This is a genomic window from Nocardiopsis sp. NPDC006832 (genome assembly GCF_040635885.1).
In the GTDB taxonomy this organism is placed as follows: Bacteria; Actinomycetota; Actinomycetes; order Streptosporangiales; family Streptosporangiaceae; genus Nocardiopsis.
On sequence record NZ_JBEYLC010000039.1, the window covers coordinates 42487 to 63943 of the forward strand.

Genomic DNA, 21457 nt, shown 5'->3' on the forward strand with positions numbered 1-21457 from the left:
GGTCTCTCGGGCTGCCCGGCGTCCTACTCACCACGCCGGATGTCACTCGTGAAATCACCTTCGGGTGGCGGCACCCTCGTGCTCGTCACCGTTCTGCTGTCCACTCTGACCCTGCCGTTGTCCCTGACCGGGGCCTCGGTCGCGCTGCCCGACATCCAGACGGACCTGGGGGTCGGCCTCACCTCGGCGCAGTGGGTCGTCAACGCCTACAACGCGTGTTTCGCCGCCTTCCTCGTGTGCGCCGGTTCGATCGCGGACGCGGCCGGCCGTAAACGCGTCTACGTGTTCGGGGTCGGCCTGTTCCTGGTCAGCGGCCTGCTGTGCCTGTTCGCCCCCGGCATCGAGGCCTTGGTCGCGTTGCGCGCGCTGGGCGGGGTCGGCGCCGCCGCGGCCGTCGCGGGTGGCGGGTCGATGCTGGCCCTGGCCTTCGAGGGTCCGGCTCGGGCCCGGGCGTTCGGTCTGCTCGGCACCGTCCTGGGCGCCGGCACGGCCTTCGGTCCCGCGGTCGCCGGCCTGCTGGTGGAGGCCCTGGGCTGGCGGTTCGCCTTCGCCGGCCCCGCGACGGTTGCCGGTCTGGCCCTGCTATCGGCTTCGCGAATCCCGGCGATGCGCGGCGATGGCCGTTCCGTCGACTGGTGGGGCGGAGCCCTGTTCACCGTCGCGCTGTTGTTGCTGATCGGTGGGTTGGTGGAGGGACCCGCGCGGGGCGTCGGTGTCCTGGTGGGGCTCATCGCCCTGGCGGCCGTCGCCGCGGTGGGCTTCGTGCTGGTGGAACGCCGTCGGTCGGAGCCCCTCGTGGACGTCTCCCTGTTGGCCAACCGTCGTTTCGTCGCCTACGCCCTGGCCGCGGCCACGTTCATGTCGGTGTTGGTGCCCTTGCTCGTGTACCTGCCGTCGTACCTGATCAACGTGGTCGGGCTGGGAGCCGGCACGGCGGGCCTGTGGTTGCTGTTCCTGACCGTGCCGACCCTGCTGCTGCCCACGGTCGGCGCGGAACTGGTGAACCGGCTGCCGCACGTCGCCGTGGTGGTCGGTGCCCTGCTGCTTCTGGGAACGGGGGTCCTCGGCTTCACCACCCTGGCCCCCGACGCGTCCATGTGGTCGGTCATGCTGCCGTTCCTTCTGGTCGGGTCGGGTGTCGGGCTCACCGGCGGGATGATCGACGGGCTGGGCCTGGCCGCCGTCCCGCCCGAACGCGTCGGTACGGCCTCGGGTGTCTTCAACGCGACCCGGCTGAGCCTGGAGACGGTCTCCATCGCCGTGGTCGGCGCTCTCCTGGCGGTACTGACCGGTGGCCGGTTGGCGGGTGCGGACTTCACCGAGGCGCTGCACCTGGTGGCGCTACTGCTCACCGCGCTCGTCGCGGTGGTGTCGGTCGCCGTGGTCGCCCTGACCCGGAAACCTCGGGAGCGCGAACCGGCCCGACGATGACGACCCGGGGCCCGGAACCCCGGGCCCCGGTACCGATTCCGGGAAGTACCGGGCCACGTCCGTGGATCACGAATCTTCTCGGTTTCCGTGCTGATTCGCGCGATCGGGTGGTCTCCTGGGCATGATGAAGGGGGAGTGATGGGGAGGACGCATGACCGATTGGCCGATGGGCACCTTCATGTCCAGGATCGGGGGACCCGCAGCCGAGCGGCTCCTGTCACTGGCGCCACCGCGCTACCTGCGGGCCAACCGGGTGCTCATCTCCCAAGGTGACGAGGACGAGCAGATCATGCTCCTCGGCCCACCGCCGGAAGCGCGGAATTGGGACGCGGCCTGTGTGAAGGTCACCTCGGTCATGCGCAACGGCACCGAGGCGATGCTCGGTATCCGGGTACGCGGAGACCTCGTCGGCGAGCTCAGCATGTTCCGCGGCACCGCTCCGATCGCCACGGTCACCTCGTGTTCCCCGCTGTCGGTCCGGACCTTTTCCCACTCGGTGTTCGAGGCCTTCCTGGAGGAACACCCCAAGGCCTGGCGCGCACTGATCACGATGATGGCCGAACGGTTGGAGTGGGCCGATCGCCACCGTGCCGAGTTCGTCGGTTACGAGGTGGAGGCGCGCTTGGCCCGGGTGCTCATCGAACTGGCCGAGCGTCATGGCATCCCGACCCCGAACGGGATCGACCTGGGTGTCCGCCTCTCCCACACCGACCTCGGCAAGCTCATCGGCGCGCGCACCGACGCGGTCGGCAACGCCATCCGCCGCTTCCGGTCGGAGGGGATACTGGTGTCCGGATACCGCAACGTCGTCATCGTCGACATGGAGCGGTTGAAGGGGATCTACGAGAACGCGTGAGGGATTGCGGACTGATCGGTGGTCCGGTGGTCCTGAAAGCGACACAATGACTTTCGGGCACCATGCCCCGACCCTCGCTCCACCCAGCGCCCAGTCCTCCGGCGCCCCCTCCCCGGTGGAGAAGAGCGGTTCCGGCCGCCGGAGTGGTGAGGACGGAACCATTCCGGCGGTCACCTCTCCCCTTCCTGGATCGACGCGACACTCGGGCTTAGCCTGGTGTCCCGGCCGCACCGAACAGGGAGTGTCCCGTGACAGAGACGCAGCAACGGCCCCTCATCCTGGACGCCATCGAGACCGACGCGGAGAGCCTCGGGTTCGGCATGTCCTGTGAGGAGGCGGTCGGACAGCTCCTACGGGCCCTGGCCGCGTCCAAACCCGGCGGTCGCCTCCTCGAACTGGGCACCGGAATGGGCGCGGGCACCGCGTGGCTGCTCGCCGGAATGGACGAACACGCCCGGTTGGACACCCTCGACAACGATCCCGAGCGCTTGGGTGTGGCCCGCCGACACCACACCCGGGATCCTCGGGTGACCCTCTTCGAGGCCGACGGCGGTGAGTGGCTGATCGACCGTGCCACCGACGACGGACCCGGGTACGACATGGTCTTCGCCGACACCTGGCCGGGGAAGTTCACCCACCTGGACGAAGCCCTGTCCCTGGTGGACCCGGGTGGTTTCTACGTGGTGGACGACCTGGCCCGGCAACCGCGAAACACTTCCCTTCCCGAGGACCACTGTCTGGCGGTGGAGGCCCTGATCAAGGACCTGGAGTCCCGAGCGGGGTGGGAACGGCTACCGTTGCTCGGCTGGTCCTGCGGGGTCCTCGTCATGGTCCGACGCTGACCCGATTCCCTCTGGGCCGGCTTCCGAACGGTTTCCCTGCTGCGGCCCCGGGCCGGACCGTGAGCCACCCGGGCCCGTCATTGAAGGGTTCGACCCGCCCCTTCCTCGGGTAGTAGTGGCCACCACACGAACTGTGACCCTAGGAGGAGTGGAATGGCCAAGGGCGGTTGGGAACAACTGTGGCGGAGGATCGACCGGGCCCGGCGCAGACGTGGATTCGAGCGTGAGACCTTCGTCCTCATCCTCAAGTGCGCGATCGCCTCGACCCTCGCCTACGTGGTGGGACACCTGATGGGCGCGTCCACCCAGATCGGTTTCGCCCCCTTCACCGCGCTCTTGGTCGTCCGACCCAGCGTGTACGGGTCGGCGCTCCAATCCGGTCGATACGTCGCGGCGGTGTTCGTTGGCGCCCTGATGGCCGGAATCAGTGGTCTCACCGTTGGCCCCACCATGTGGATGTTCGCCTTGGTCGTCCTAGCGGCCCTCATCGTCGGGCAGACACGCTTCTTCGGTGAACAGGGAACACAGGTCTCCGTGGTGGCGGCCTTCGCCCTGGCCGGTGGAACCGCCACCAGCCTCTCGGACCTGGGGTCACTCCTGCTGATGGTTTGCGTGGGTGCGGGTTGCGCCCTGCTGACCAATATCGTCTTGGCCCCGGCGGTGCGTTTCCGTGACGCCGAGAACGCCGTCCTGGTCTTCTCCGACAGCCTGCGTTCCCTGACCGGTGAGATAGCTGCGGGGCTGAGCCAGGGCAAGGAGGGGTTGGACCCGGATTATTGGGCTGAGACCGCGGACGGGTTCGACGGGACGGTGCGCAATGCCCAGGAGTCGATCCGTCGGCAGGAAGACCGGTTGTGGTTCAACCCACGGCGGCTCCTGTCACGTGAGGAACCGTCGCCCGCGCAGTTCGACATCTACCGTGACTGGGTTCAGGCCCTGAGCCGAGCCGCGCAGCACGTGCAGTCCCTGGTGCGCGCGCTGCGCAGCACCACACGTTCGGGCTCTCGGTTCTCCGTCCTCGACGACGCGTTCCTACGGGAACTCGCTCCGTTGCTGGAGCGGGCCTCGGAGATCTTCAGGGTCGTGCATGATCAGGAGGAACCCGAGCGCAGCACCGCCTCCGACGACCTGTGCGCGATGGTCGACGACGCCCTGCGCGAGTTGGACAGGGTCCGCGAACGTGGGCGTCGGGAGTGGGGTGATGAGCAGTGGCCGGTGTACAGCGCTCTGCTCACCGACGTCGAGCGCCTTCTTGAGGAAGTGGACCAAGGTTACGAGAACGCCGAGCGGTCCGACGATCGGTGAGCGTACTCGTGCGCCCGGTGGGCAGGGTTGCGGCATGGATCGCACATCCACGCCCATCGGATCCCGAAGAACGACGACCAACACCATCGCCCTCCTGGGCACCGTCCTTCTCGTCACCTCCTGCGCCAACGGGGAGACCCGGAACATGAGTGACCAAGAGGGCCAGACGACGGGCTCGAACGGGGCCGGAGCCCTCGACCTCGGTGAACCCAGGGACCTGGCCACGGACCTCGACGTCCCCTGGGGTGTCGACTTCCTCCCCGACGGTTCGGCGCTCGTGGCCCAGCGGGACTCCGCGGCCGTCGCCCACCTGACCCCGGACGGCGACGTGACCGAGGCCGGAACCATCGACGGGGTGGCGCACGGCGGCGAGGGCGGGCTCCTGGGGCTCGCGATCGACCCCGGGTTCCCCGACGAGCCCTACGCCTACGTGTACTACACGACCTCCTCGGACAACCGTGTCGCCCGGGTCGCCTACGACGAGGAGTCCGGGAACCTGGGCGAGACCGAGGTGATCCTGGACGGCATCCCCGCGGCGAACACCCACAACGGCGGCCGGATCGCCTTCGGGCCCGACGGCCACTTGTACGTGGCCACCGGTGACGCCCAGGACACCGACAACGCCCAGGACACCGACTCGCTCGGTGGCAAGATCCTCCGGATGACCACCGCCGGCGACCCGGCTCCGGACAACCCCTTCGACAACCACGTCCTCAGCTACGGTCACCGCAACGTGCAGGGTCTGGCCTGGGACGAGGAGGAGAACCTGTACGCCACCGAGTTCGGCCAGGACACCCTGGACGAGGTCAACCTGATCGAACCGGGCGACAACTACGGTTGGCCGATCGTCGAGGGGCCCGGCGGGGGAGAGGAGTTCACGGATCCGCTGCTCACCTGGGAGCCGGCCGAGGCCTCACCGAGTGGTGCGGCCATCGCCGGCGATTCCCTGTGGGTGGCCTCCCTGCGCGGCGCGCGACTCTGGGAGATCCCACTGACCGGTGGGGGCGAGGTCGGTGAACCGCAGGCCCACTTCGTCGACGGATTCGGCCGACTGCGCACGGTTCTGGCCCACCCCGACGGCTCCGCGCTGTGGTTGACCACCAGCAACCTCGACGCCTGGGGTTCGCCCTCCGACGGTGACGACCGTGTCATGAACGTGCCCCTGGAGTGACCCGCGGCCCTCACGACAGGGGCCGGGGCCCCACCAGGGCGGGCCTCGCCGGGGCCCGGCCCGAGGAGGGCCGGAACCGGTCAGCCGATCAGGCCGCTCGGGATGACCTCCTCGGTGAGGACACGGCGGATCTCCTCCTCCTCACCGAGGTGACCGGGGTGTTCGGCGTCCTCCCGCAGCCGGGCGCGCACGGCCGCGACCACCTCGTCACCGAGCAGTGCCCGCGCGAGCGGACCGGGCTCGATGGCCTCGTGCCAACGGCGCAGTGCGTCCAAGCGGCCGTGCTCCACCGCGTCACGGGTCATGTGGAAGAGACCGTCGACGTTGCGGTCGTAGGCGTCCTGGTCCAGCAGGTCCACGTCGACGACGGTGACCGGCCGGGGCGCGCCGCCGTCGGGGTCGGGGCGCATGTGATAGACCCGCCAGACCCGGCCGTTGGTGAGGTAGATCCACTCCGCGCCCTTGTCGACGGCCAGCCGCCGCGACACCTGGATGTTGCGCAGGTCCAGTTCCTGACCGATCCGGCACACCTCGACGGGGGCGAAGAGCGCACCGTCCAAAACGATCGCGTAGTCGACGGAGTCACCACTGGTGCGGTACTCGGTGGTCATGTCCCGGTACTTGCTGAAATTGAGTCCGACGTCGAAGAAGTCGGCGACCAGCAGCCGGGTGTCACCGTCGTTGGCGTCGCGCTCGGCGAGCTCCGCGAGGGGGCCGGCGAGCCGGTCGACCGCGGCGGCCACGCGCCCCCGGACCTCGGTCTCCCAACCCTGGGTGGTGGTGAACTCGGCGGTCCTTGTCATGACCTGGGTCTCTTCAGCGTCCATGCCGTCCGTTTCCGTGTCTGGGGTGACCCCGTCACACGGCGTTCTCCGAGGGGGCGGGGGCACGCGGACGGGGGGGAGAAACCGCTACAGATGCTACCGCCCGGTGGGCCCGCCATCGAAGGCCGAGGCCCCACCGGGCAGTGGAATCAGGTTTCTTCCCCGCTGAGGTGCCGGACGAAGGAACGGTAGTCGCGCAGGGCCAATCGCAGGACCTCGGTGTCGACGTCCTCGGCGCCGTCCCAGGCGGCACGCAGCGCCGTGCGCCGTTCCTCCAGGGCCGCGACCACCGCTTCGGCGACCTCGGCCGCCAGCGCGTCCGCCTCGGCCACGGAGGAGCGCGGATCGTCCACGAAACCGATCTGCACCTCCTTCCAACGGTCGAGGAGCCCGGAACCCTCCAACCCTTGGGGCCGGAGCCGCCAGGGCTCCCCGTCCCGTTTCGAGGGCCGCCCCGGGGAGGACGGGCGTTTCTGCGCCGCCGGGACCCGCTTACGGCGTCCCGCACCGCTCTTGGGCTCACGCTTGGGCAGGGGGTCGGGGTCCTTCACCACGGCTTCGACCTCGGTGGTGGTGGGATCGACGTGGTCGGGTGCGGGGAGCCACGGGCCGCCGTCGGCGGACGCGGGGTCCTTCGGGGGATCGTGCGGTTCCTTCGGGGTCTGCATTGGTCGTGCCTCCTGACCCGGTCGTGGAATCCTTGCGTGGTGCGCCCGCAGGGTCCAACGGGCTCCGCGCCCGGAGCCACCGGGAAGGTCGGCCCCGCTCACCGACCCTCCTCGGCGGCGTTCTCGATGGCTCGTTCACCGGCCGGAGAGGGTTCCCCACGTGGTGGGAGCCCGCCGAGCAGTGAGTCGGTGAGACCGCGGTAGGCCACGAGCGCCTCGCGCAGGCTCTCGGTCTGTTCCTGGTCGGCCTCGGCGAGGTGGCCGGCCGCGTGGGCGCGGCGGAAGTCGGCGACGGCCGTGGGGTGGTCCACGGACAGGACCTTGGCCAGGCGTTCGAACCCGTCGTCGTCGGCGGTGACGGTCGGTACGTCGGGGTAGCCCACGTCCCGCATGATGGTCTCGACCAGGCCGCGGGCGTCGTGTACGGCTCGGACGGGGTCGTCCACGAACCCCTGCTGTACGGAGGTCCACGTGTGGGTGTGGGCCCCGCGCTCCTCGTCGGTGAGTTCGCGAAGGTCGATGCCCTCGCGGTGGTCGAGTCGTCGCGCGAGGTCCCGTTCGGCGACGGCGGTGTCGCCGTGGGCCTCGACGGTGTGGTCGTACTCGGTGCCGAAGCGCTGTTTGAGCCGGGCGGTGCGCCGGGCCGGAAGGATCGAGGACCGCGCGGCGAACGCGATACCTCCGGCGAGGACGACCGCGACCACGAGCACTATCGCGATGATGACTATGGTTTGGGTCTCCACGGGGGGTACCTCCTGTGCGGCTCCTGCCCTTGAGCGCGACCACGAAACTCCGCCCGAACGGTGGTGCGGTGTTCGCGCAGGTGAGAGGGCGATCGTGAGGGGACGGTCGGTTCGGCGGGTTTGTGACCGGCCGATTTTCCGGAGCGCGCGAGGCGGTTTCGCCGTCACGCGGGGCATGGACCACGTCGAGGTGCGCGGCCCCGGGCGATCGGCCCGTCGCTCTGGGTTCTAGGGTGGCGACGTCGTTCCAACCTCTTGAGAAAGGCCCTTCGTGCCCAAGCACATGTCCGCCTCCGCCGCCCTCTCCTCGGGTCTGGCCCTGGCCCTGATGTTGAGCGGGTGCGGAGGTGATCCGGAGACGACCGAAACGGACGCGGCCGCCGCCGACGCACCCGAGACGGAAAGGGAACCGGAGGAGGGGGAGAACGATCGGCCGGAGAGAGACCTCGTCGACCCCCTGACGATCGCCCCCGAGAACCTGTGCACCGTGCTCTCCGAGGAGACCCTGGACGACCTCCTCGGAGAGGAGGACACGCGCAGCGACACACACGGGACGACGGGCATCCCCGACCCCGATGACCTGGACGACCTCGACCGGCTGCGGATGAGCTGCATGCTCGTCTCGGCGGCGGGCGGGACGATCCACTTCTCGATGGAGGTCCACGAGGGGCCCTACGTCGAAAGCACCCTCGCCTCCTACAGCGAGGAGGACGCCGACCCGGACGTCGACCTCGGTGAGTTCGCCGTCACCGGTGAGGGCGTCGGCGACGGGGCCGGGGTGACGGTCGTGGACGGCCAGGTCCTCGTGGAGGTGACCTACGACCGTATGGGCGAGGCCGACCAGGACGAACTGTCGGAGGGCGCGCTCCGGGTCGCCGAGGAGATCATGGCGTCCATGGACTGACGGCATGGCCGCGATCGCCCAGGGGCGGGTCCTACGTCCTCGATCATCGGTGGCCCGGTTCGCACCACCGTGGACCCGCCCCTGCCCCGAGCGGGCCCCGCGTCACCGCTTTCTTCGACGGGCCAACGAGGCCCCCAACGCCGGTCGGTCGATCTTGGCGTTGTGCCGACGGTCCACGGGAAGGCGCCGCACCTCGACGAACTCGGTGAGGCCCCGGGTCGACTCGTTGCGTTCCGCCAGCGCGCGCAGCTCGGCGGCCACCGTCGCGGAGTCGCGTCGGTCCTCGTCGGAGCGTTCGACACAGACCACCGCGGCGATGCTCCCCGCCCGGGGCACACCGACCAGGGCCGCCCGGTGGACGGCCGGGTGGGTGGCCAAGACCGGCTCGACCCGCAACGGCAGGAAGATCCCGCCCCGGGTGATGACCCGATGCGAACGTCGTCCGCCCAACCACAGACGGCCCTGGTCGTCGAGGTGTCCGACGTCCCCCAACCGGTGCCACACCGTGCCGTCCGGATCGGGGACCTTGTTCGCGGCGGTGGCGACCGGGTCTTGGAAGTAGTCCTCGCTGATGTGCGGGCTACGGGCGATGACCTCACCGACCTCACCGGCCGGCAGGGCCTCCACGTCACCGATGTCGGCGATGTTCCCCTCGGTCACCGGGACGATCCGGAGTTCGACACCGGGCAGGCCCGGACCCACGCACAGGCCCTCACCGCGTTCGGTGCGCTCCCAGGTCTCCTCCAACACCGTCGTTCCCGAGATCTCGCACAGGGGAAGCGCCTCGGTGGCCCCGTAGTTGGAGTACAGCTCGCCCTCGGGGCCGAGCATGTCCCGAACCGCCGCGTACAGCGGCCCCTGGACCTCGGCGCCGCCCGCGACGATACGCCGCACGCTCTCCACCGTGATCGACTCGCGGCGGGCGTGCGCCGAGAGGTTTCGCAGCAGGGCGGGCGAACCGAACATCGACCGGACGCCGCGCTCCTCGATGGTGCGCAGCAGCGCCGCCGGGTCGGCGTCGCCGGGCCCCTTCATGGTGAAGTCCATCGGGGGGACCACCACCTGCCCGCCGGCCGACAGCGCGATGATCCAGAACATCGGGAACGTGGGCATGTCGATCACGTCGCCGCCGTCACCGAGCGCCCATTGGGCGCCGACCAACTCGACCATGGCGGCGAAGTTGCGTTGGCGCAGCACCGTGGGTTTGGGCTTGCCGGTGCTGCCGGTGGTGAAGGCGATGACGGCCGGATCGCCGGGTTCGACGTCGGCGGGTTCCGGTACGTCCGGAGCCCGGTCCGACAGCAGGTCGTCCATCGACCGCACGCCCGGCCAGGCGCCGTCCACGACGAACTCCTGACGCACCGTCCGCCTGCCCCAACCGAAGAGCCGTTTGGCCAGGTGCGCGCGGGGCGTACCGAAGAACACCTCCGGGCCGATCCGGTCGAGGCACTGCCGGACCCGGCGCATGCCGTGGCTGTAGGGCTCGATGCCCACCAGCGTGGCGCCCACACGGAAGAGCGCCGTGCCCAGCACGAGCGCGTTGAAGCTCGGCGGGACCATGAACGAGCAGAGGGTGCCCTCTCGGATCCCGGTGGCGCGCAGGCCTTCGGCCAGGCGTTCGGCGCGGTCCGACAGCTCGCCATAGGTCCGCTTGCGGTGGATGAGGACACCGTCGCGCCCACTGTCGGTCTGGACCATGGCGACGCGGTCGGGGTCGGCGCGCGCCACGTCCAGGACTCGGTCGGCGACGCGGATGCGGTCGGGGGTGGTGGGGGTCGGTCCCGTCATCGGGGGCACCTCCGGGGTCATCGGGCGGGGGAGTCGACGTTGTCCAGGAAGGAACGGATCTCCTGGGTCACCGTCTCGGGCCGTTCGAGCATGGGCATGTGGCCCGCGTCGTGGACCAGGACACGGTGCTCGGAGCGCAGCAGGGCGTCGAGGCGCACCCCGGCGACCGGTGACAGGACCCGGTTGCGGGCGCCCCAGATGGTGCAGAGCGGGGGCCCGTCTGGTCCGCGCACGATGCGGTAACTGGCGGGCAGGTCCGTGAGGACGTCGGTGAGGGCCGGTGTCTGGTCGTTCCGGAGCATGCAGGCGGTCAGTTCCGGGTCGTGGTGGAGCCCGGCGCGGACACCGGCCGGACCCAACTGGAAGCGGAGCGCCAAGGGGACGGCGGCGCGGGGGACACGGATTCGACGCAGCGCCGCCCGCACCGGAGCGGTCACCGGCGACCAGGCCTCGGTGGGGGCCATGAGGATCCCGAGGCCACCGCGGCGGAACGTCGCGTCCGTCAGGGGGTTGACCATGACGAGAGCCCGCACGTTCTTCGGGTCGCGGGCGGCTACCCCGGCGGCGATGGCCGACCCCATGCAGTTGCCGATCAGCGTGACGGGGGAGAGCCCGTCGTGCCGGACGAGGGCCGCGACCAGGTCCACGTGCGCGGCGAGGTCGATCGGCTCGGGCGGCATGGGAGAGGCACCGAAGCCCGGTAGGTCGATGGCCACCACGCGGTGGTCGGCGGCGAGGTCGGCGATCTGGTGCCGCCAGATGCCGTGGGAGGTGCCGCCGTTGTGGAGCATGACGACGCCGGGTCCATCGTCGCCGGCACGTCGGACCGCGACCTCGACGCCGTCATGCCGGAACCGTTCGAGTGTGGCGTCGTCGGGTCGACTTCCGGGATCGGAGGATTTTTGCGTGCTTTCTCCCATCAGGGCCTCCATGTCGCATTTCAGAGAATGATCATTCTCTGAAATCGGAGGCTACTGGGATGTGGTGCCCGCCACAACCCCCTGTGCGGGCGGAACGGCGCCGCGCAGGAGCCAGCCCACCGACTCGACGAGTTGCTCCGGCGAGACCGCGTTCTCGTCGACCAGCCGCTGCATCGCGTACCCGTACGCCATGGCCTGCACTGCGCCGGCGAGCCGTTTCGCCACGTCGGGATCGGCCACCACACCGGCGTCGACGATGTTCGTCAAGAGGTTGGTCCGCACCTCGGCCAACAGCTGCGCGACGGCCTCCTCCAACGGAGGATGCCGCAGCGCGTACAGCCAGAACTCGGCCATGAGGAGGACGATGTCGGGCGCGGTCTCGATCGTGGAGGTCCAGTTGGTGACCATCCGGGCGATCAGCTCGTCGTGGTCGGCGGTGACGTCGGCGTGGTGTCGACGCGAGGCCGCGCCCGCCTCGACCACGCGTCGGACCACGGCCAGGAAGAGTTCCCGCTTGCCGCTGAAGTTCGAGTAGATCGCACCGGTCGACATCCGGGCCTCGTGCGCGATCCGTGGAATGGAAGTGGCGCCGTATCCGTAACTCGCGAACACCGTCGTGGCGGCGTCGAGCAATGCCTCACGGGTGCGCTCCTGGCGCTGCCTGCGGATCCCGACCACGTCTGAGTCCTCCTCGTGTGTGTGCGGGACACAGACTAAGGCGATGCGTCACCCCGAGGGTTGGAGCCCGGAGAACGGTCGGGCGCGGACGTGGACGCCCACATGGAAGAACCGGCGGTAGGGGTCAGGCGCGTTCGGAGTCCAAGTAACGCAACACCGCGGCCACACGCCGGTCCGATCTGTCGTCGGGGGAGAGACCGAGCTTGCCGAAGATGCTGCGGATGTGCTTGTGCACCGCCCCGTCGGTCACGAACAGCTGCTTGGCGATGGCCGCGTTGCCCAGGCCCTCGGCCATGAGCGCCAGCACGTCGCGCTCGCGCGGGCTCAGCCTGCCGAGCGCCTCGTCGGCGTTCTGCCGCGCGAACAGTTGTGTGACCACCTCGGGGTCGATCACGGTCTGGCCCTTGGCCACCCGGCGCAGGGCCTCAAGGAACCGGTCCACCCGGCCGACCCGTTCCTTGAGGAGGTAGCCGACGCCCGAGGCGCTCACCGCCATCAGGTCGCTGGCGAAGGACTGCTCGATGTAGGCGGAGAGCACCAGCACCGGCAGACCGGGGTGGATCTCGCGGACGCGGATCGCCGCCCGCACCCCCTCGTCGGTGTGGGTCGGCGGCATGCGCACGTCCACGATGGCCAGGTCCGGTGCCTTCTCGGTCACGGCGTCGATCAAGGCGTCGGGATCGCCCACCGTCGCGGCGATCTCGAACCCCTCTCCCCGAAGCAGCGCGGCGAGCCCTTCCCTGAGGAGCGTGTCGTCCTCGGCGATCATGATGCGCACGGTAGCTCCGCGTGCAGGTGGGTCGGCCCACCGATGGGGCTGGTCACGGTCAACGACCCGTCGTGTGCCTCGACCCGCGTGCGGATCCCGGCCAGACCGGTGCCGGCCCCCTCACCGGCCCCACCACGGCCGTCGTCATGGACGTCGATGCGCAACGTGTTCTCCCTTTCGGTGACGCTGACCCGGGCGCGCGTGGCGTCGCTGTGCCGGGTGATGTTGGTGATGGCCTCGGCCACGATGAAGTAGGCCGTGGCCTCGATGCTGGAGGCGTATCGCTTCAGGCCATGGACCTCCACGATGCAGGGCACCGGGCAGCCACCGGCCAACGCGTTGAGCGCGCCCTCAAGGCCCCTCTTCTCCAAAGCCGGCGGGAGGATGCTCCGGATCAGTCCACGCATCTCGGCCAGGGCGTCCTCCGCGGCGCTCTGTGCCCGTTCCAGGACGTCATCGGCCTCCTCGGGGGACGTGCGCACGGCCCGCCGCGCGGTCCCCAACAGGATCGTGACGGCGACCAGCCGGTTCTGGGCGCCGTCGTGCAGGGCCCTCTCGATCCGGCGCAGCTCGGTGGTGTGGGCCTGGAGCGCGGCGGCCCGTGTCGCGGTGAGGTGGTGGATGCGTTCGGTGAGGACGGCCTGGGAACGCGATCCGAGCAACCACTTGCCCGGCAGGCCCTGGACACGTGCCAACGTCGGGCTCAGGCCGAACATGATGGCGCACCAGGCCAGGCCCAGGAAGCCGACGGCCAGGGCGCCGGGCCAGCTGTGCACGGGAAGCCCCACCGAGGCGCCCGCAGTGTTCGGGGGCAGTAGGTGCCACCACAAGGGGAAGGTGACGTCGCGGACGGCGATGATCGGGAGCAGGACCCCGAACAGGCCGAGGGGCAGGCCGAGGAAGGAGTGACACACGAGCCACAGGAGGTTCCGCCCCACCTGGACGTCGTCGTGGAGTGAGCCCAGCGCCCGAAGGGGGCCGCGCGGGACCTCGTCACTGTAGGGCTGGATGATCTCGGAACCCCAGCGCAGGAATCGGTCCCGTTCCCAGTTGGCCACCGTGCGCAGCAGGCGCAGGGCGGCGGGTACGAGGAGCAGACCGATCCCGAGGAAGGAGGTGAGGGCGACCGCGGCCAGGAAGATCAGGGTGAACAGTGCGGCCAACCCGGTCAGCAGCCCTCCCGAGAGCCGTTCCAGGCTGAGGAACATGTTGTGGAGCCCGGTCACGGTGAGGTTCCGGACGGGGGTGGGCGAACCGCTCCGTGTCGCCGGGCCGGGGGGTGTGTTCGTCTCCTGCGGGGGCACGGCAGAACCCTACCCGCCCGACCCGGCGGCGGTTCGGGCCGAGCGGACGGGTACAGCCTGCTGTACCCCGGGCGGGCAGACAGCGGGATGGATGGCGGGACGGGGGGTTCCTAGGGTGGTGTGCGTGCCCAACCCACGGGCCGTCATGACGGTTGTCCCTCGCCCGTCCGCGCGGCCGAGACCACAGGAGAACACGACATGACCGACCCCTACAGGTTCTCGAACACCCCCGCCGAACAGGGGCGTCGAGGTGACGTCGCCCCCAGGGGGCGACGTGCGGCGTTCCGAGGCGTGCTGTGGACACTGCTCATCCTCGGCGCGGCGGGCAACGCCGTCACCTCCCTGGGCGGATTCAACGCCCTGATCAGTCTGGCGTTCGGCCTGGCGACGGTTCTGTGCATCGTCCTGTTGATCGTGGACCACTTCCGTCACCGCGGCTGAGACCGGGCCGAAGGCGCACATCCGCCGGGGACCCACACGCTCGGCTCGACCGAGGAATTGTTAAAGGGTGAGAGATCTTCTCTCGCCCTTTTTTGTGTTGCTACCAGTTGTCTTCGTTTTATTAATGGAATGGCCGGATGCGGCCATTGCTTCCGGTAGCCCTACTCTATCGAAATATAGCTCTGTGTGATTTTGCGAGGTCGATTGCGTTTGTGAATATTTTTCATGTTGCGAGAAGTTGCCCCGCTCGATTCATTTTGGTGATACCAGTGAACGCGTGTAGGGGGTTTTTCTTTGCGGGCGGTTCATCTTTGGCGTCGGTCCGGTTGGTATCGCTCTGGAGGAAGTTTTTGCTGTTCAGGGTGGTCTTGTGAGTGTCCGATCGATGTTGGTTCGGCTTATCTCGAAGATCGCTTCCCGGGTGAATTTGTGAACTGCGTCCCATTTTTATCGGGCTTCTGGCCGATGTATTAAGGTCTTGGCCGTATGGTTTGCCATGGGGTGGGGGTGTAGGTAAGTATCAGTTCGCGGTACTGATGCTTTCCCTGTGGGCACGGGGCGTTATGTGTGGCCCAGGTTGCAAGTATTTCAAGCTTTTATTCTTAGGAGTTGATCTTGGAAAACGAGCTGTCTGGCCTGTTCAGAAGCCTGGTTCGTGAGCACGCCGTACCCGGGGCCCAGCTGTCGGTCTACCGTGAGGGAACCTTGTACGAGCTGGCCGAAGGGGTCGAGCACACGGGCTCGGGGCGGCCGGTCGGTCCGGCCTCCCGGTTCGCCTACGGATCGGTGTCCAAGATCTTCACCGCCGCCCTGGTCATGCAGTTGGTGGAGGACGGCGACCTCGATCTCGACGCGGCCCTGACCGACCACCTGAACGTTCGCGGTCTGCCCACCGGCCACCCGGCACACGTCACGACCCTGCGCCAGCTCCTCAGCCACACGGCGGGACTCGTCTCCGACCACGAAGCGGACCCGGCGCGAGCCGAACCCCTGCGCCACTACGCCGCCTCCCTCCTGCGGAGCGAATCGGTGGGCTCCCCCGAGAGCGCTTTCTCCTACTCCAACAGCGGGTACGCCCTGGCGGCCCACGTCGTGGAAGCCGTCACCGGCCAGGGCTGGTGGGAGACCCTGGAGTCCTACCTGGCCCTGCCCACCGGCCTCGACCTCGCCTTCGTGCACGACGCCCGAAGCCCCAAGGCGCCGAGTGGTCTGGTCAGCGGACACGCGGTGGACACCACCACCGGTCTCACCGAGCCGGTGGACTTCCACATCGAGCCCGAGCTGACCCCGGCGGGTGGTCTGGGTGGAAGCGCGACCACCCTGGTCGACTTCGCGCGATCCTTCATGGCTCCGGAGGACGCGGTGCTGGAGAGCGACATCGCCGACGCCACGATCCTCGATGAGATGGGCCGAGCCGTCCCCTCCGCCGACCCCTTCGGCCTGGCCGACGGCTGGGGCGCGGGCTGGGCCCTCCACCTGGCGACGGATCGCTTCTGGTACGGCCACGACGGCACACTCGACGGCGGGACCTGCAACCTGCGTGTCGACCCGGTGGGGCGCGTCGCGGTGGCTCTGACCACCAACGGCACCACCGGGATCCGGCTGTGGGAGGACCTGGTGTCCGGGCTGGGCGACCTCGGGTTGGACGTGGGGCACTACCGGCAGCGCACACCGGTGAGCCGACCCCGGAGGACGGGCGTGGACGTCACCGGGCGCTACGCCAACGGTGACCTCGCCGTCGAGGTCACCCACCAAGGGGACGGGACCCTGTGGTTCACCCTCTCCAATGGCTTCTCCGGACCGCTCGTCGCCGGCACCGACCTCTATTTCTCCGTGACGGTGGGCGATCTCGGCGGCATGTCCTTCGACGGCCGCTTCCTGCGTGCGACCGACGATCCCTCCACCATCGCGTCCATGCAGTACAACGGCCGCGTCCTGCGACGCACGTCCGCTCCCGTGCGTTCCCGGGCCTGAGCCCCGATCCGTCCTCCAGCCACTTCGGGTCCGTTCCCGGGCCGCCCCACACAGGAGTAGTGAACGTGCTGTCTGCCGATGCCTCCCCCAGCACCGACCAGCCCACCCGTACCCTTTCGGCCCTGTTCGCCGCGCGGGTGGCCCAGAGACCGGAGGCCGTCGCCCTGGTGTCGGAGGAGCTCACCCTCACCTACGCCGAACTCCAGGCCCTCGTCGAGCGCCGGGCCAGGGGCCTGGTCGCTTCCGGCGTGGTGCCGGGGGACCGTGTAGGAGTCCACTTGGGGCGCGGGGTCGACCTCGTGGTCGCCCTGCTCGCGATCACCCGGGTGGGCGCCGCGTATCTGCCACTGGACCCCGCCTACCCCGACGAGCGCCTGGCCCACATGCTCGCCGACTCTGGGGTGAACCTGGTCGTGACCGGCGCGGACACACCCTGGCAGGGCGATTCGGTGGTGACCACCGTCGACTCCGACCGGTTGGAGGGCACCGCTCCGCTCCCGGGTGCCGGGCCCCTGCCCGACGACGTCGCCTACGTCATCTACACCTCTGGTTCCACCGGCAGTCCCAAGGGAGTACTGGTCACCCACCGAGGCATCGAGGACCTGGCACGGACCCAGCGGGTCCGTATGAACGTCACCCCCGATTCCCGAGTGCTCCAGTTCGCGTCGCCCAGCTTCGACGCCTCGTTCTTCGAAGTGTGCATGGCCCTGCTCAACGGCGCCGCCCTGGTGGTCCTGCCACGACACGCGCTCCTGGGCGACGCGCTCGTGCGTACCCTGGCCGACCACCGCATCACCCACGTGACCCTGCCCCCCGCCGTGCTTCCGGGGCTGGACCCGACCGGTCTGCGTGATCTGCGGTCGGTCATGGTCGCGGGTGAGAGCTGCCCCGGGGCCATCGTGGAGCTGTGGTCGCGCGGGCGCGACGTGTTCAACGGCTACGGGCCCACCGAGACCACCGTGTGCGCCACCATGAGCGAACCGTTGTCCGGTGATGGCGTCCCGCCCCTCGGACACGCCGTCGACGGCACCAGGGTCATCGTGCTCGACGACCACCTGCGCCCCGTGGGTCCGGGTGGCAGCGGTGAACTGTACATCTCCGGGGCGGGGCTGGCCCGGGGCTACCACGGCCGTCCCGGACTCACGGCGGAGCGGTTCGTGCCCGACCCCCTCGGGCCGCCCGGAGCCAGGATGTACCGCTCCGGAGACCGAGTGCACGTGCTGTCCGACGGCGCCCTGGAGTTTCGGGGTCGCGTCGACAAGCAGGTCAAACTCCGTGGCTTCCGGATCGAGCCCGGTGAGGTCGAGACGGCCGCCATCGCTCTTCCCGAGGTGGCCAACACCGCCGTCCTGGTGCGCGAGGACCGGCCCGGCATCCGTCGACTCGTGGCCTACGTGGCGGGTGAGCCGGGCGGTGCCGACCCGGAGGAGGAAACCGTCCTACGGGGCCTGAGGGAGGTCCTGCCCGACCACATGGTGCCCTCCGTGGTGGTGGTGCTCGCGGCCCTGCCCACCACACCCAACGGCAAGATCGACCACGACCGGCTGCCCGCGCCCGACGCCGTCCGACGAGAGTACGCGGCGCCCGAGGACGAGACCGAACGCGTCGTGACCGAGGAGTTCGCCCGCGTCCTGGAACTGGAGCGTGTCGGCCGCCACGAGGACTTCTTCGACCTGGGCGGGGACTCCATCCTCGCGGCGCGCGCCCTGTCGAGGATCGAGGCCGGCCTGGGCCGAGGCGTGGACCGCCGGGCGATCTTCACCCTGCGCACGCCGGCCCGCGTCGCCGCCGAGGGGATCACCGGCGAGGAGGCTCCCAGGCCCATCGAGCCCGTCGACCGGGACCGCCCCCTGCCGCTGTCCGCGGCCCAGCGCCGCCTCTGGTTCCTCCACCAGCACGACCCCGAGAGCGTCGAGTACTACACGGGCAGCGCCTACCGAATCCGCGGGGACCTGTCGGTCCCGGCGTTGCACGAGGCCCTGGGCGACCTCCAGGCCCGCCACGAGGCACTGCGCACCACCTACACCTCCACCGACGAGGGGCCGGTGCAGCACGTCCGTGCCCCCCGACGGACCGAGGTCCCGCTGTCCCGGACCGACCTGACAGAGTCCGGGGCGCACCGGGAACGGCGGCTGGAGGCACTGCTCAGGGCCGAGACGGAGCGTCCCTTCGACCTGGAGGACGGCTCGCCCTTCCGCGCCCTGCTGGTGCGCATGGGAGCGGACGACCACGCCCTCGTGCTCAGCGCGCACCACATCGCCTGCGACGGCTGGTCCGTCGACATCCTCGTCCGCGACCTCGGTACCTTCTATCGCGCCCGGGTCGAGGGCACCGTCCCGGAGCGCGCCGGCGCCGCACCGGTGGACTACGCCGACTTCGCCGTGTGGGAGCGGAACCGCTGGACTCGGGAGACCGAGCGGGAACACCTGGAGTACTGGACCCGGGAGCTGGAGGACGCGCGGGCCGCCGAGGTTCCCGCGGACCACCCCCGTCCGGCGGTCCGGACCACGGCCGGGGCGGTCCACCGCGCCGAACTCTCGCCGGAGGTCACCGCCGCCCTGCGCGACCTCGGTCATCAGCGGGGAGCGACCCTGTTCGTGACCCTCACGGCCCTCACCCAGCTCCTGCTGTCGGCGTCCTCGGGTAGCGCGGACGTGACCCTGGGCGTGGCCTCGGCGGGGCGCGACCACCACCAGGTGGACGACGTCGTCGGTTTCTTCGTCAATCCCGTCGCGGTGCGGACCCGGGTGGACCCCCGCGCCACCGCCGGGGACTTCCTGGACGGGGTGCGCGACACCGTTCTGGCCGCCTTCGACCACGAACTCCCCTTCGACCGGGTCGTGGACGCGGTGGTCGCCGAACGCGACCAGTCCCGCACGCCCGTCTTCCAGGCCCTCCTGGTGCTGCAGAACGCCCACACGGGCGCACTCGGCCTGCACGGCCTGGACGTGGCGCCCTTCGACCTGCCCCGCACCTCCTCCCTCTTCGACCTGGTCTTCGAGTTCGAGGAGCGCGGGGGCGGGCTCAGACTCGACCTGGAGTACAACACCGACCTGTACGACCCCGAGCGGATCGCCGCGCTCGTCGAGGGCGTCCGCCGGCTCGCCACCGCGCTCACCACGAACCCGGACCGGCCGGTCGCCCGGATCGGTGTGCGCACCGACGCCCAGGAGCGGGCTCTGGCGGAGTGGGAGGGGACCCACCCCGAGGGCGCGGAGCAGACCGTCCCGGAGGCGTTCGCACGGCGGGTCGCGCTCGATCCCGACGGGCTCGCGGTCACCTCGGCGGACACGGAACTGACCTACGCCGAGCTCGACGCGTGCTCGGCCGCCCTGGCCGAGCGGTTGCGCGCGCACGGCACGGGCGACGAGTCGCCGGTGCTGCTCGTGTTGGAGCGCGGGGCGCACGTGGTCGTGGCCATGCTGGCCGCCGCACGCGCGGGCGCCGCCTATGTGCCCGTGCACGCCGATGATCCGGCCGAACGTGTGGCGTGGCTGGCGCGGGAGACCGGAGCGGTCTGTGTTCTGACGGATGCCCCGTCGCGGGGGCGGGTCCAGGGCGTCGACGGACTTCCGGTGCTGGACCTGGACGGGCCCGAGGCCGATTCGGTCCGCTCCCGGGCCGATGCGCAGGCCCCGCCGGAGGCCGAGGCACGCGTCCTGCCCCAAAGCCTGGCCTACGTGATGTTCACGTCCGGTTCCACCGGCAGGCCCAAGGGCGTGGCGGTCACGCACGAGGACGTCGTGCGCCTGGCCCACGACCGGCTGTGGACCGGCGGCGACCACGACCGTGTGCTGTTCCACTCCTCCCACGCCTTCGACGCCGTCACCTACGAGATCTGGGCGCCGCTGCTGAACGGCGGTGTCGTGGTCGTCGCACCGCCCGGGCGCATGGACGCCGAGGAGTTCGCCGGGACCGTCCGCGCGCACGGGGTCACCGGGGTGTTCCTCACCACCGCGCTGTTCAACCTCTACTCCTCCCAGGACCCCTCCTGCTTCGAGGGTCTGCGCGAGGTCATGACCGGTGGCGAGGCGGCCAATCCGCAGGCGATGGAGCGGGCCGTCGAGGCCTGCCCCGGTACGCGGATCGCCAACGTCTACGGACCGACCGAGACCACCACCTTCGCCACCCGATTCCCCCTGCCGGGGGCCGTGCCCGTCCCGATGCCGATCGGCGGCCCGCTCGACGGCATGCGGCTGCACGTGCTGGACCCGCTGTTGCGCCGCACCCCTCCGGGGGCCGTGGGCGAGCTGTACGTGGGTGGTGCGGGTGTGGCGCGGGGGTATTGGGGGCGTTCGGGGTTGACGGCGGAGCGTTTCGTCGCCGATCCGTTCGGTTCGGGTGGTCGTTTGTATCGCACGGGTGATCTGGTGCGGTGGAACGTCGACGGGTGGTTGGAGTACGTGGGTCGGGCGGATTCCCAGGTGAAGTTGCGGGGGTTCCGGATCGAGCCGGGAGAGATCGAGTCCGCGCTGCTGGCCCTGCCCGGGGTGGCGGAGGCGTCCGTGCTCGTTCACCGGTCCCCGTCCGGGGCGCGACGCCTGGTCGGCTACGTGGTGCCGGACGAGAAGGGACTGCCGGAGGGTGGCGGGCAGGCCCTGCTCACCGAACTCTCCCGGGCCCTGCCCGCGTACATGGTTCCCTCGGCCGCGGTCGTGCTGGAGGCCATGCCGCTGAACGCCAACGGCAAGGTGGACCGGCGGGCGCTGCCCGAGCCGGACCTCGACGGACCGGGGGAGACGGTGGCCCCGCGTTCTGAGGTCGAGGGTGTGTTGGCCGGGGTGTTCGCTTCGGTGTTGGGTGTGGAGCGGGTGGGGGTCTTCGATGACTTCTTCGCTC

General features: G+C 70.0%; 17 protein-coding genes. 9 read left to right on the forward strand and 8 right to left on the reverse strand.

Annotation, left to right across the window (positions count from 1 at the left end; genetic code table 11):
• Nucleotides 1-48: 48 nt before the first annotated feature.
• The 5 genes from ABZ717_RS18585 (at nucleotide 49) to ABZ717_RS18605 (ending at nucleotide 5605) form a co-directional block, all read left to right on the forward strand.
• A complete protein-coding gene (locus ABZ717_RS18585) occupies nucleotides 49-1431 on the forward strand; it encodes an MFS transporter (RefSeq protein ID WP_358511924.1) in 1383 nt (460 codons plus the stop codon).
• Nucleotides 1432-1582: 151 nt separating this feature from the next.
• The gene (locus tag ABZ717_RS18590) at nucleotides 1583-2287 is read left to right on the forward strand and encodes a Crp/Fnr family transcriptional regulator (protein WP_358511926.1); all 705 of its coding nucleotides are present in this window, start codon (nucleotides 1583-1585) and stop codon (nucleotides 2285-2287) included.
• Between the two features lie 248 nt (nucleotides 2288-2535).
• A complete protein-coding gene (locus ABZ717_RS18595; RefSeq protein WP_358511929.1) occupies nucleotides 2536-3129 on the forward strand; it encodes a class I SAM-dependent methyltransferase in 594 nt (197 codons plus the stop codon).
• Between the two features lie 153 nt (nucleotides 3130-3282).
• The gene (locus ABZ717_RS18600; protein WP_358511932.1) at nucleotides 3283-4434 is read left to right on the forward strand and encodes an aromatic acid exporter family protein; all 1152 of its coding nucleotides are present in this window, start codon (nucleotides 3283-3285) and stop codon (nucleotides 4432-4434) included.
• A gap of 34 nt (nucleotides 4435-4468) precedes the next feature.
• The gene (locus ABZ717_RS18605) at nucleotides 4469-5605 is read left to right on the forward strand and encodes a PQQ-dependent sugar dehydrogenase (protein ID WP_358511935.1); all 1137 of its coding nucleotides are present in this window, start codon (nucleotides 4469-4471) and stop codon (nucleotides 5603-5605) included.
• Between the two features lie 80 nt (nucleotides 5606-5685).
• Here the strand turns inward: ABZ717_RS18605 and ABZ717_RS18610 are convergent, their stop codons facing one another.
• From ABZ717_RS18610 to ABZ717_RS18620, 3 genes are all read right to left on the reverse strand, one after another.
• Entirely contained in the window at nucleotides 5686-6432 is a 747-nt protein-coding gene (locus ABZ717_RS18610) for a hypothetical protein (RefSeq protein ID WP_358511937.1), read from the reverse strand.
• Between the two features lie 146 nt (nucleotides 6433-6578).
• A complete protein-coding gene (locus ABZ717_RS18615; RefSeq protein WP_358511940.1) occupies nucleotides 6579-7097 on the reverse strand; it encodes a hypothetical protein in 519 nt (172 codons plus the stop codon).
• 98 nt (nucleotides 7098-7195) lie between these two features.
• Nucleotides 7196-7840: a hypothetical protein gene (locus tag ABZ717_RS18620; protein ID WP_358511943.1), complete on the reverse strand. Its 645-nt coding sequence runs from the start codon at nucleotides 7838-7840 to the stop codon at nucleotides 7196-7198.
• A gap of 271 nt (nucleotides 7841-8111) precedes the next feature.
• On the opposite strand from ABZ717_RS18620, the gene ABZ717_RS18625 reads away from it, so the two are divergent.
• On the forward strand, nucleotides 8112-8744 hold the full coding sequence (locus tag ABZ717_RS18625; RefSeq protein ID WP_358511946.1) for a hypothetical protein: 633 nt from the start codon (nucleotides 8112-8114) through the stop codon (nucleotides 8742-8744).
• A gap of 102 nt (nucleotides 8745-8846) precedes the next feature.
• Here the strand turns inward: ABZ717_RS18625 and ABZ717_RS18630 are convergent, their stop codons facing one another.
• From ABZ717_RS18630 to ABZ717_RS18650, 5 genes are all read right to left on the reverse strand, one after another.
• Nucleotides 8847-10532 (reverse strand): fatty acid CoA ligase family protein, encoded by a 1686-nt coding sequence (locus ABZ717_RS18630; protein ID WP_358511949.1) that lies wholly within the window; start codon nucleotides 10530-10532, stop codon nucleotides 8847-8849.
• A 17-nt stretch (nucleotides 10533-10549) separates the two neighbouring features.
• The gene (locus ABZ717_RS18635) at nucleotides 10550-11452 is read right to left on the reverse strand and encodes an alpha/beta hydrolase (RefSeq protein ID WP_358511952.1); all 903 of its coding nucleotides are present in this window, start codon (nucleotides 11450-11452) and stop codon (nucleotides 10550-10552) included.
• Nucleotides 11453-11503: 51 nt separating this feature from the next.
• On the reverse strand, nucleotides 11504-12130 hold the full coding sequence (locus tag ABZ717_RS18640) for a TetR/AcrR family transcriptional regulator (RefSeq protein ID WP_358511955.1): 627 nt from the start codon (nucleotides 12128-12130) through the stop codon (nucleotides 11504-11506).
• Nucleotides 12131-12254: 124 nt separating this feature from the next.
• Nucleotides 12255-12908 carry a response regulator transcription factor gene (locus ABZ717_RS18645; protein ID WP_358511958.1) on the reverse strand — a complete coding sequence of 218 codons (654 nt, stop codon included), beginning with the start codon at nucleotides 12906-12908 and terminating at the stop codon, nucleotides 12255-12257.
• Complete coding sequence (locus tag ABZ717_RS18650; RefSeq protein ID WP_358511961.1) at nucleotides 12896-14125, reverse strand: sensor domain-containing protein; 1230 nt, start codon at nucleotides 14123-14125, stop codon at nucleotides 12896-12898. Before ABZ717_RS18650 ends, ABZ717_RS18645 begins: the two co-directional genes overlap by 13 nt.
• Nucleotides 14126-14401: 276 nt before the next feature.
• Between ABZ717_RS18650 and ABZ717_RS18655 the strand changes: the two genes are divergently transcribed.
• The 3 genes from ABZ717_RS18655 to ABZ717_RS18665 all read left to right on the forward strand — a co-directional run.
• Nucleotides 14402-14644: a hypothetical protein gene (locus ABZ717_RS18655; protein ID WP_358511964.1), complete on the forward strand. Its 243-nt coding sequence runs from the start codon at nucleotides 14402-14404 to the stop codon at nucleotides 14642-14644.
• 615 nt (nucleotides 14645-15259) lie between these two features.
• Nucleotides 15260-16618 (forward strand): serine hydrolase domain-containing protein, encoded by a 1359-nt coding sequence (locus ABZ717_RS18660; RefSeq protein WP_358511967.1) that lies wholly within the window; start codon nucleotides 15260-15262, stop codon nucleotides 16616-16618.
• Nucleotides 16619-16683: 65 nt separating this feature from the next.
• On the forward strand, nucleotides 16684-21457 hold a 4774-nt coding region (locus ABZ717_RS18665; protein WP_358511970.1), incomplete at its 3' end, for an amino acid adenylation domain-containing protein.

Bases quoted from the DNA above. Each gene is read 5' to 3' on its own strand.
- ABZ717_RS18590 (WP_358511926.1), top strand. From the start codon at position 1,583: ATGACCGATTGGCCGATGGGCACCTTCATGTCCAGGATCGGGGGACCC.
- ABZ717_RS18600 (WP_358511932.1), top strand. From the start codon at position 3,283: ATGGCCAAGGGCGGTTGGGAACAACTGTGGCGGAGGATCGACCGGGCC.
- ABZ717_RS18605 (WP_358511935.1), top strand. From the start codon at position 4,469: ATGGATCGCACATCCACGCCCATCGGATCCCGAAGAACGACGACCAAC.
- ABZ717_RS18610 (WP_358511937.1), bottom strand. From the start codon at position 6,432: ATGGACGCTGAAGAGACCCAGGTCATGACAAGGACCGCCGAGTTCACC.
- ABZ717_RS18615 (WP_358511940.1), bottom strand. From the start codon at position 7,097: ATGCAGACCCCGAAGGAACCGCACGATCCCCCGAAGGACCCCGCGTCC.
- ABZ717_RS18630 (WP_358511949.1), bottom strand. From the start codon at position 10,532: ATGACGGGACCGACCCCCACCACCCCCGACCGCATCCGCGTCGCCGAC.
- ABZ717_RS18635 (WP_358511952.1), bottom strand. From the start codon at position 11,452: ATGGGAGAAAGCACGCAAAAATCCTCCGATCCCGGAAGTCGACCCGAC.
- ABZ717_RS18655 (WP_358511964.1), top strand. From the start codon at position 14,402: ATGACCGACCCCTACAGGTTCTCGAACACCCCCGCCGAACAGGGGCGT.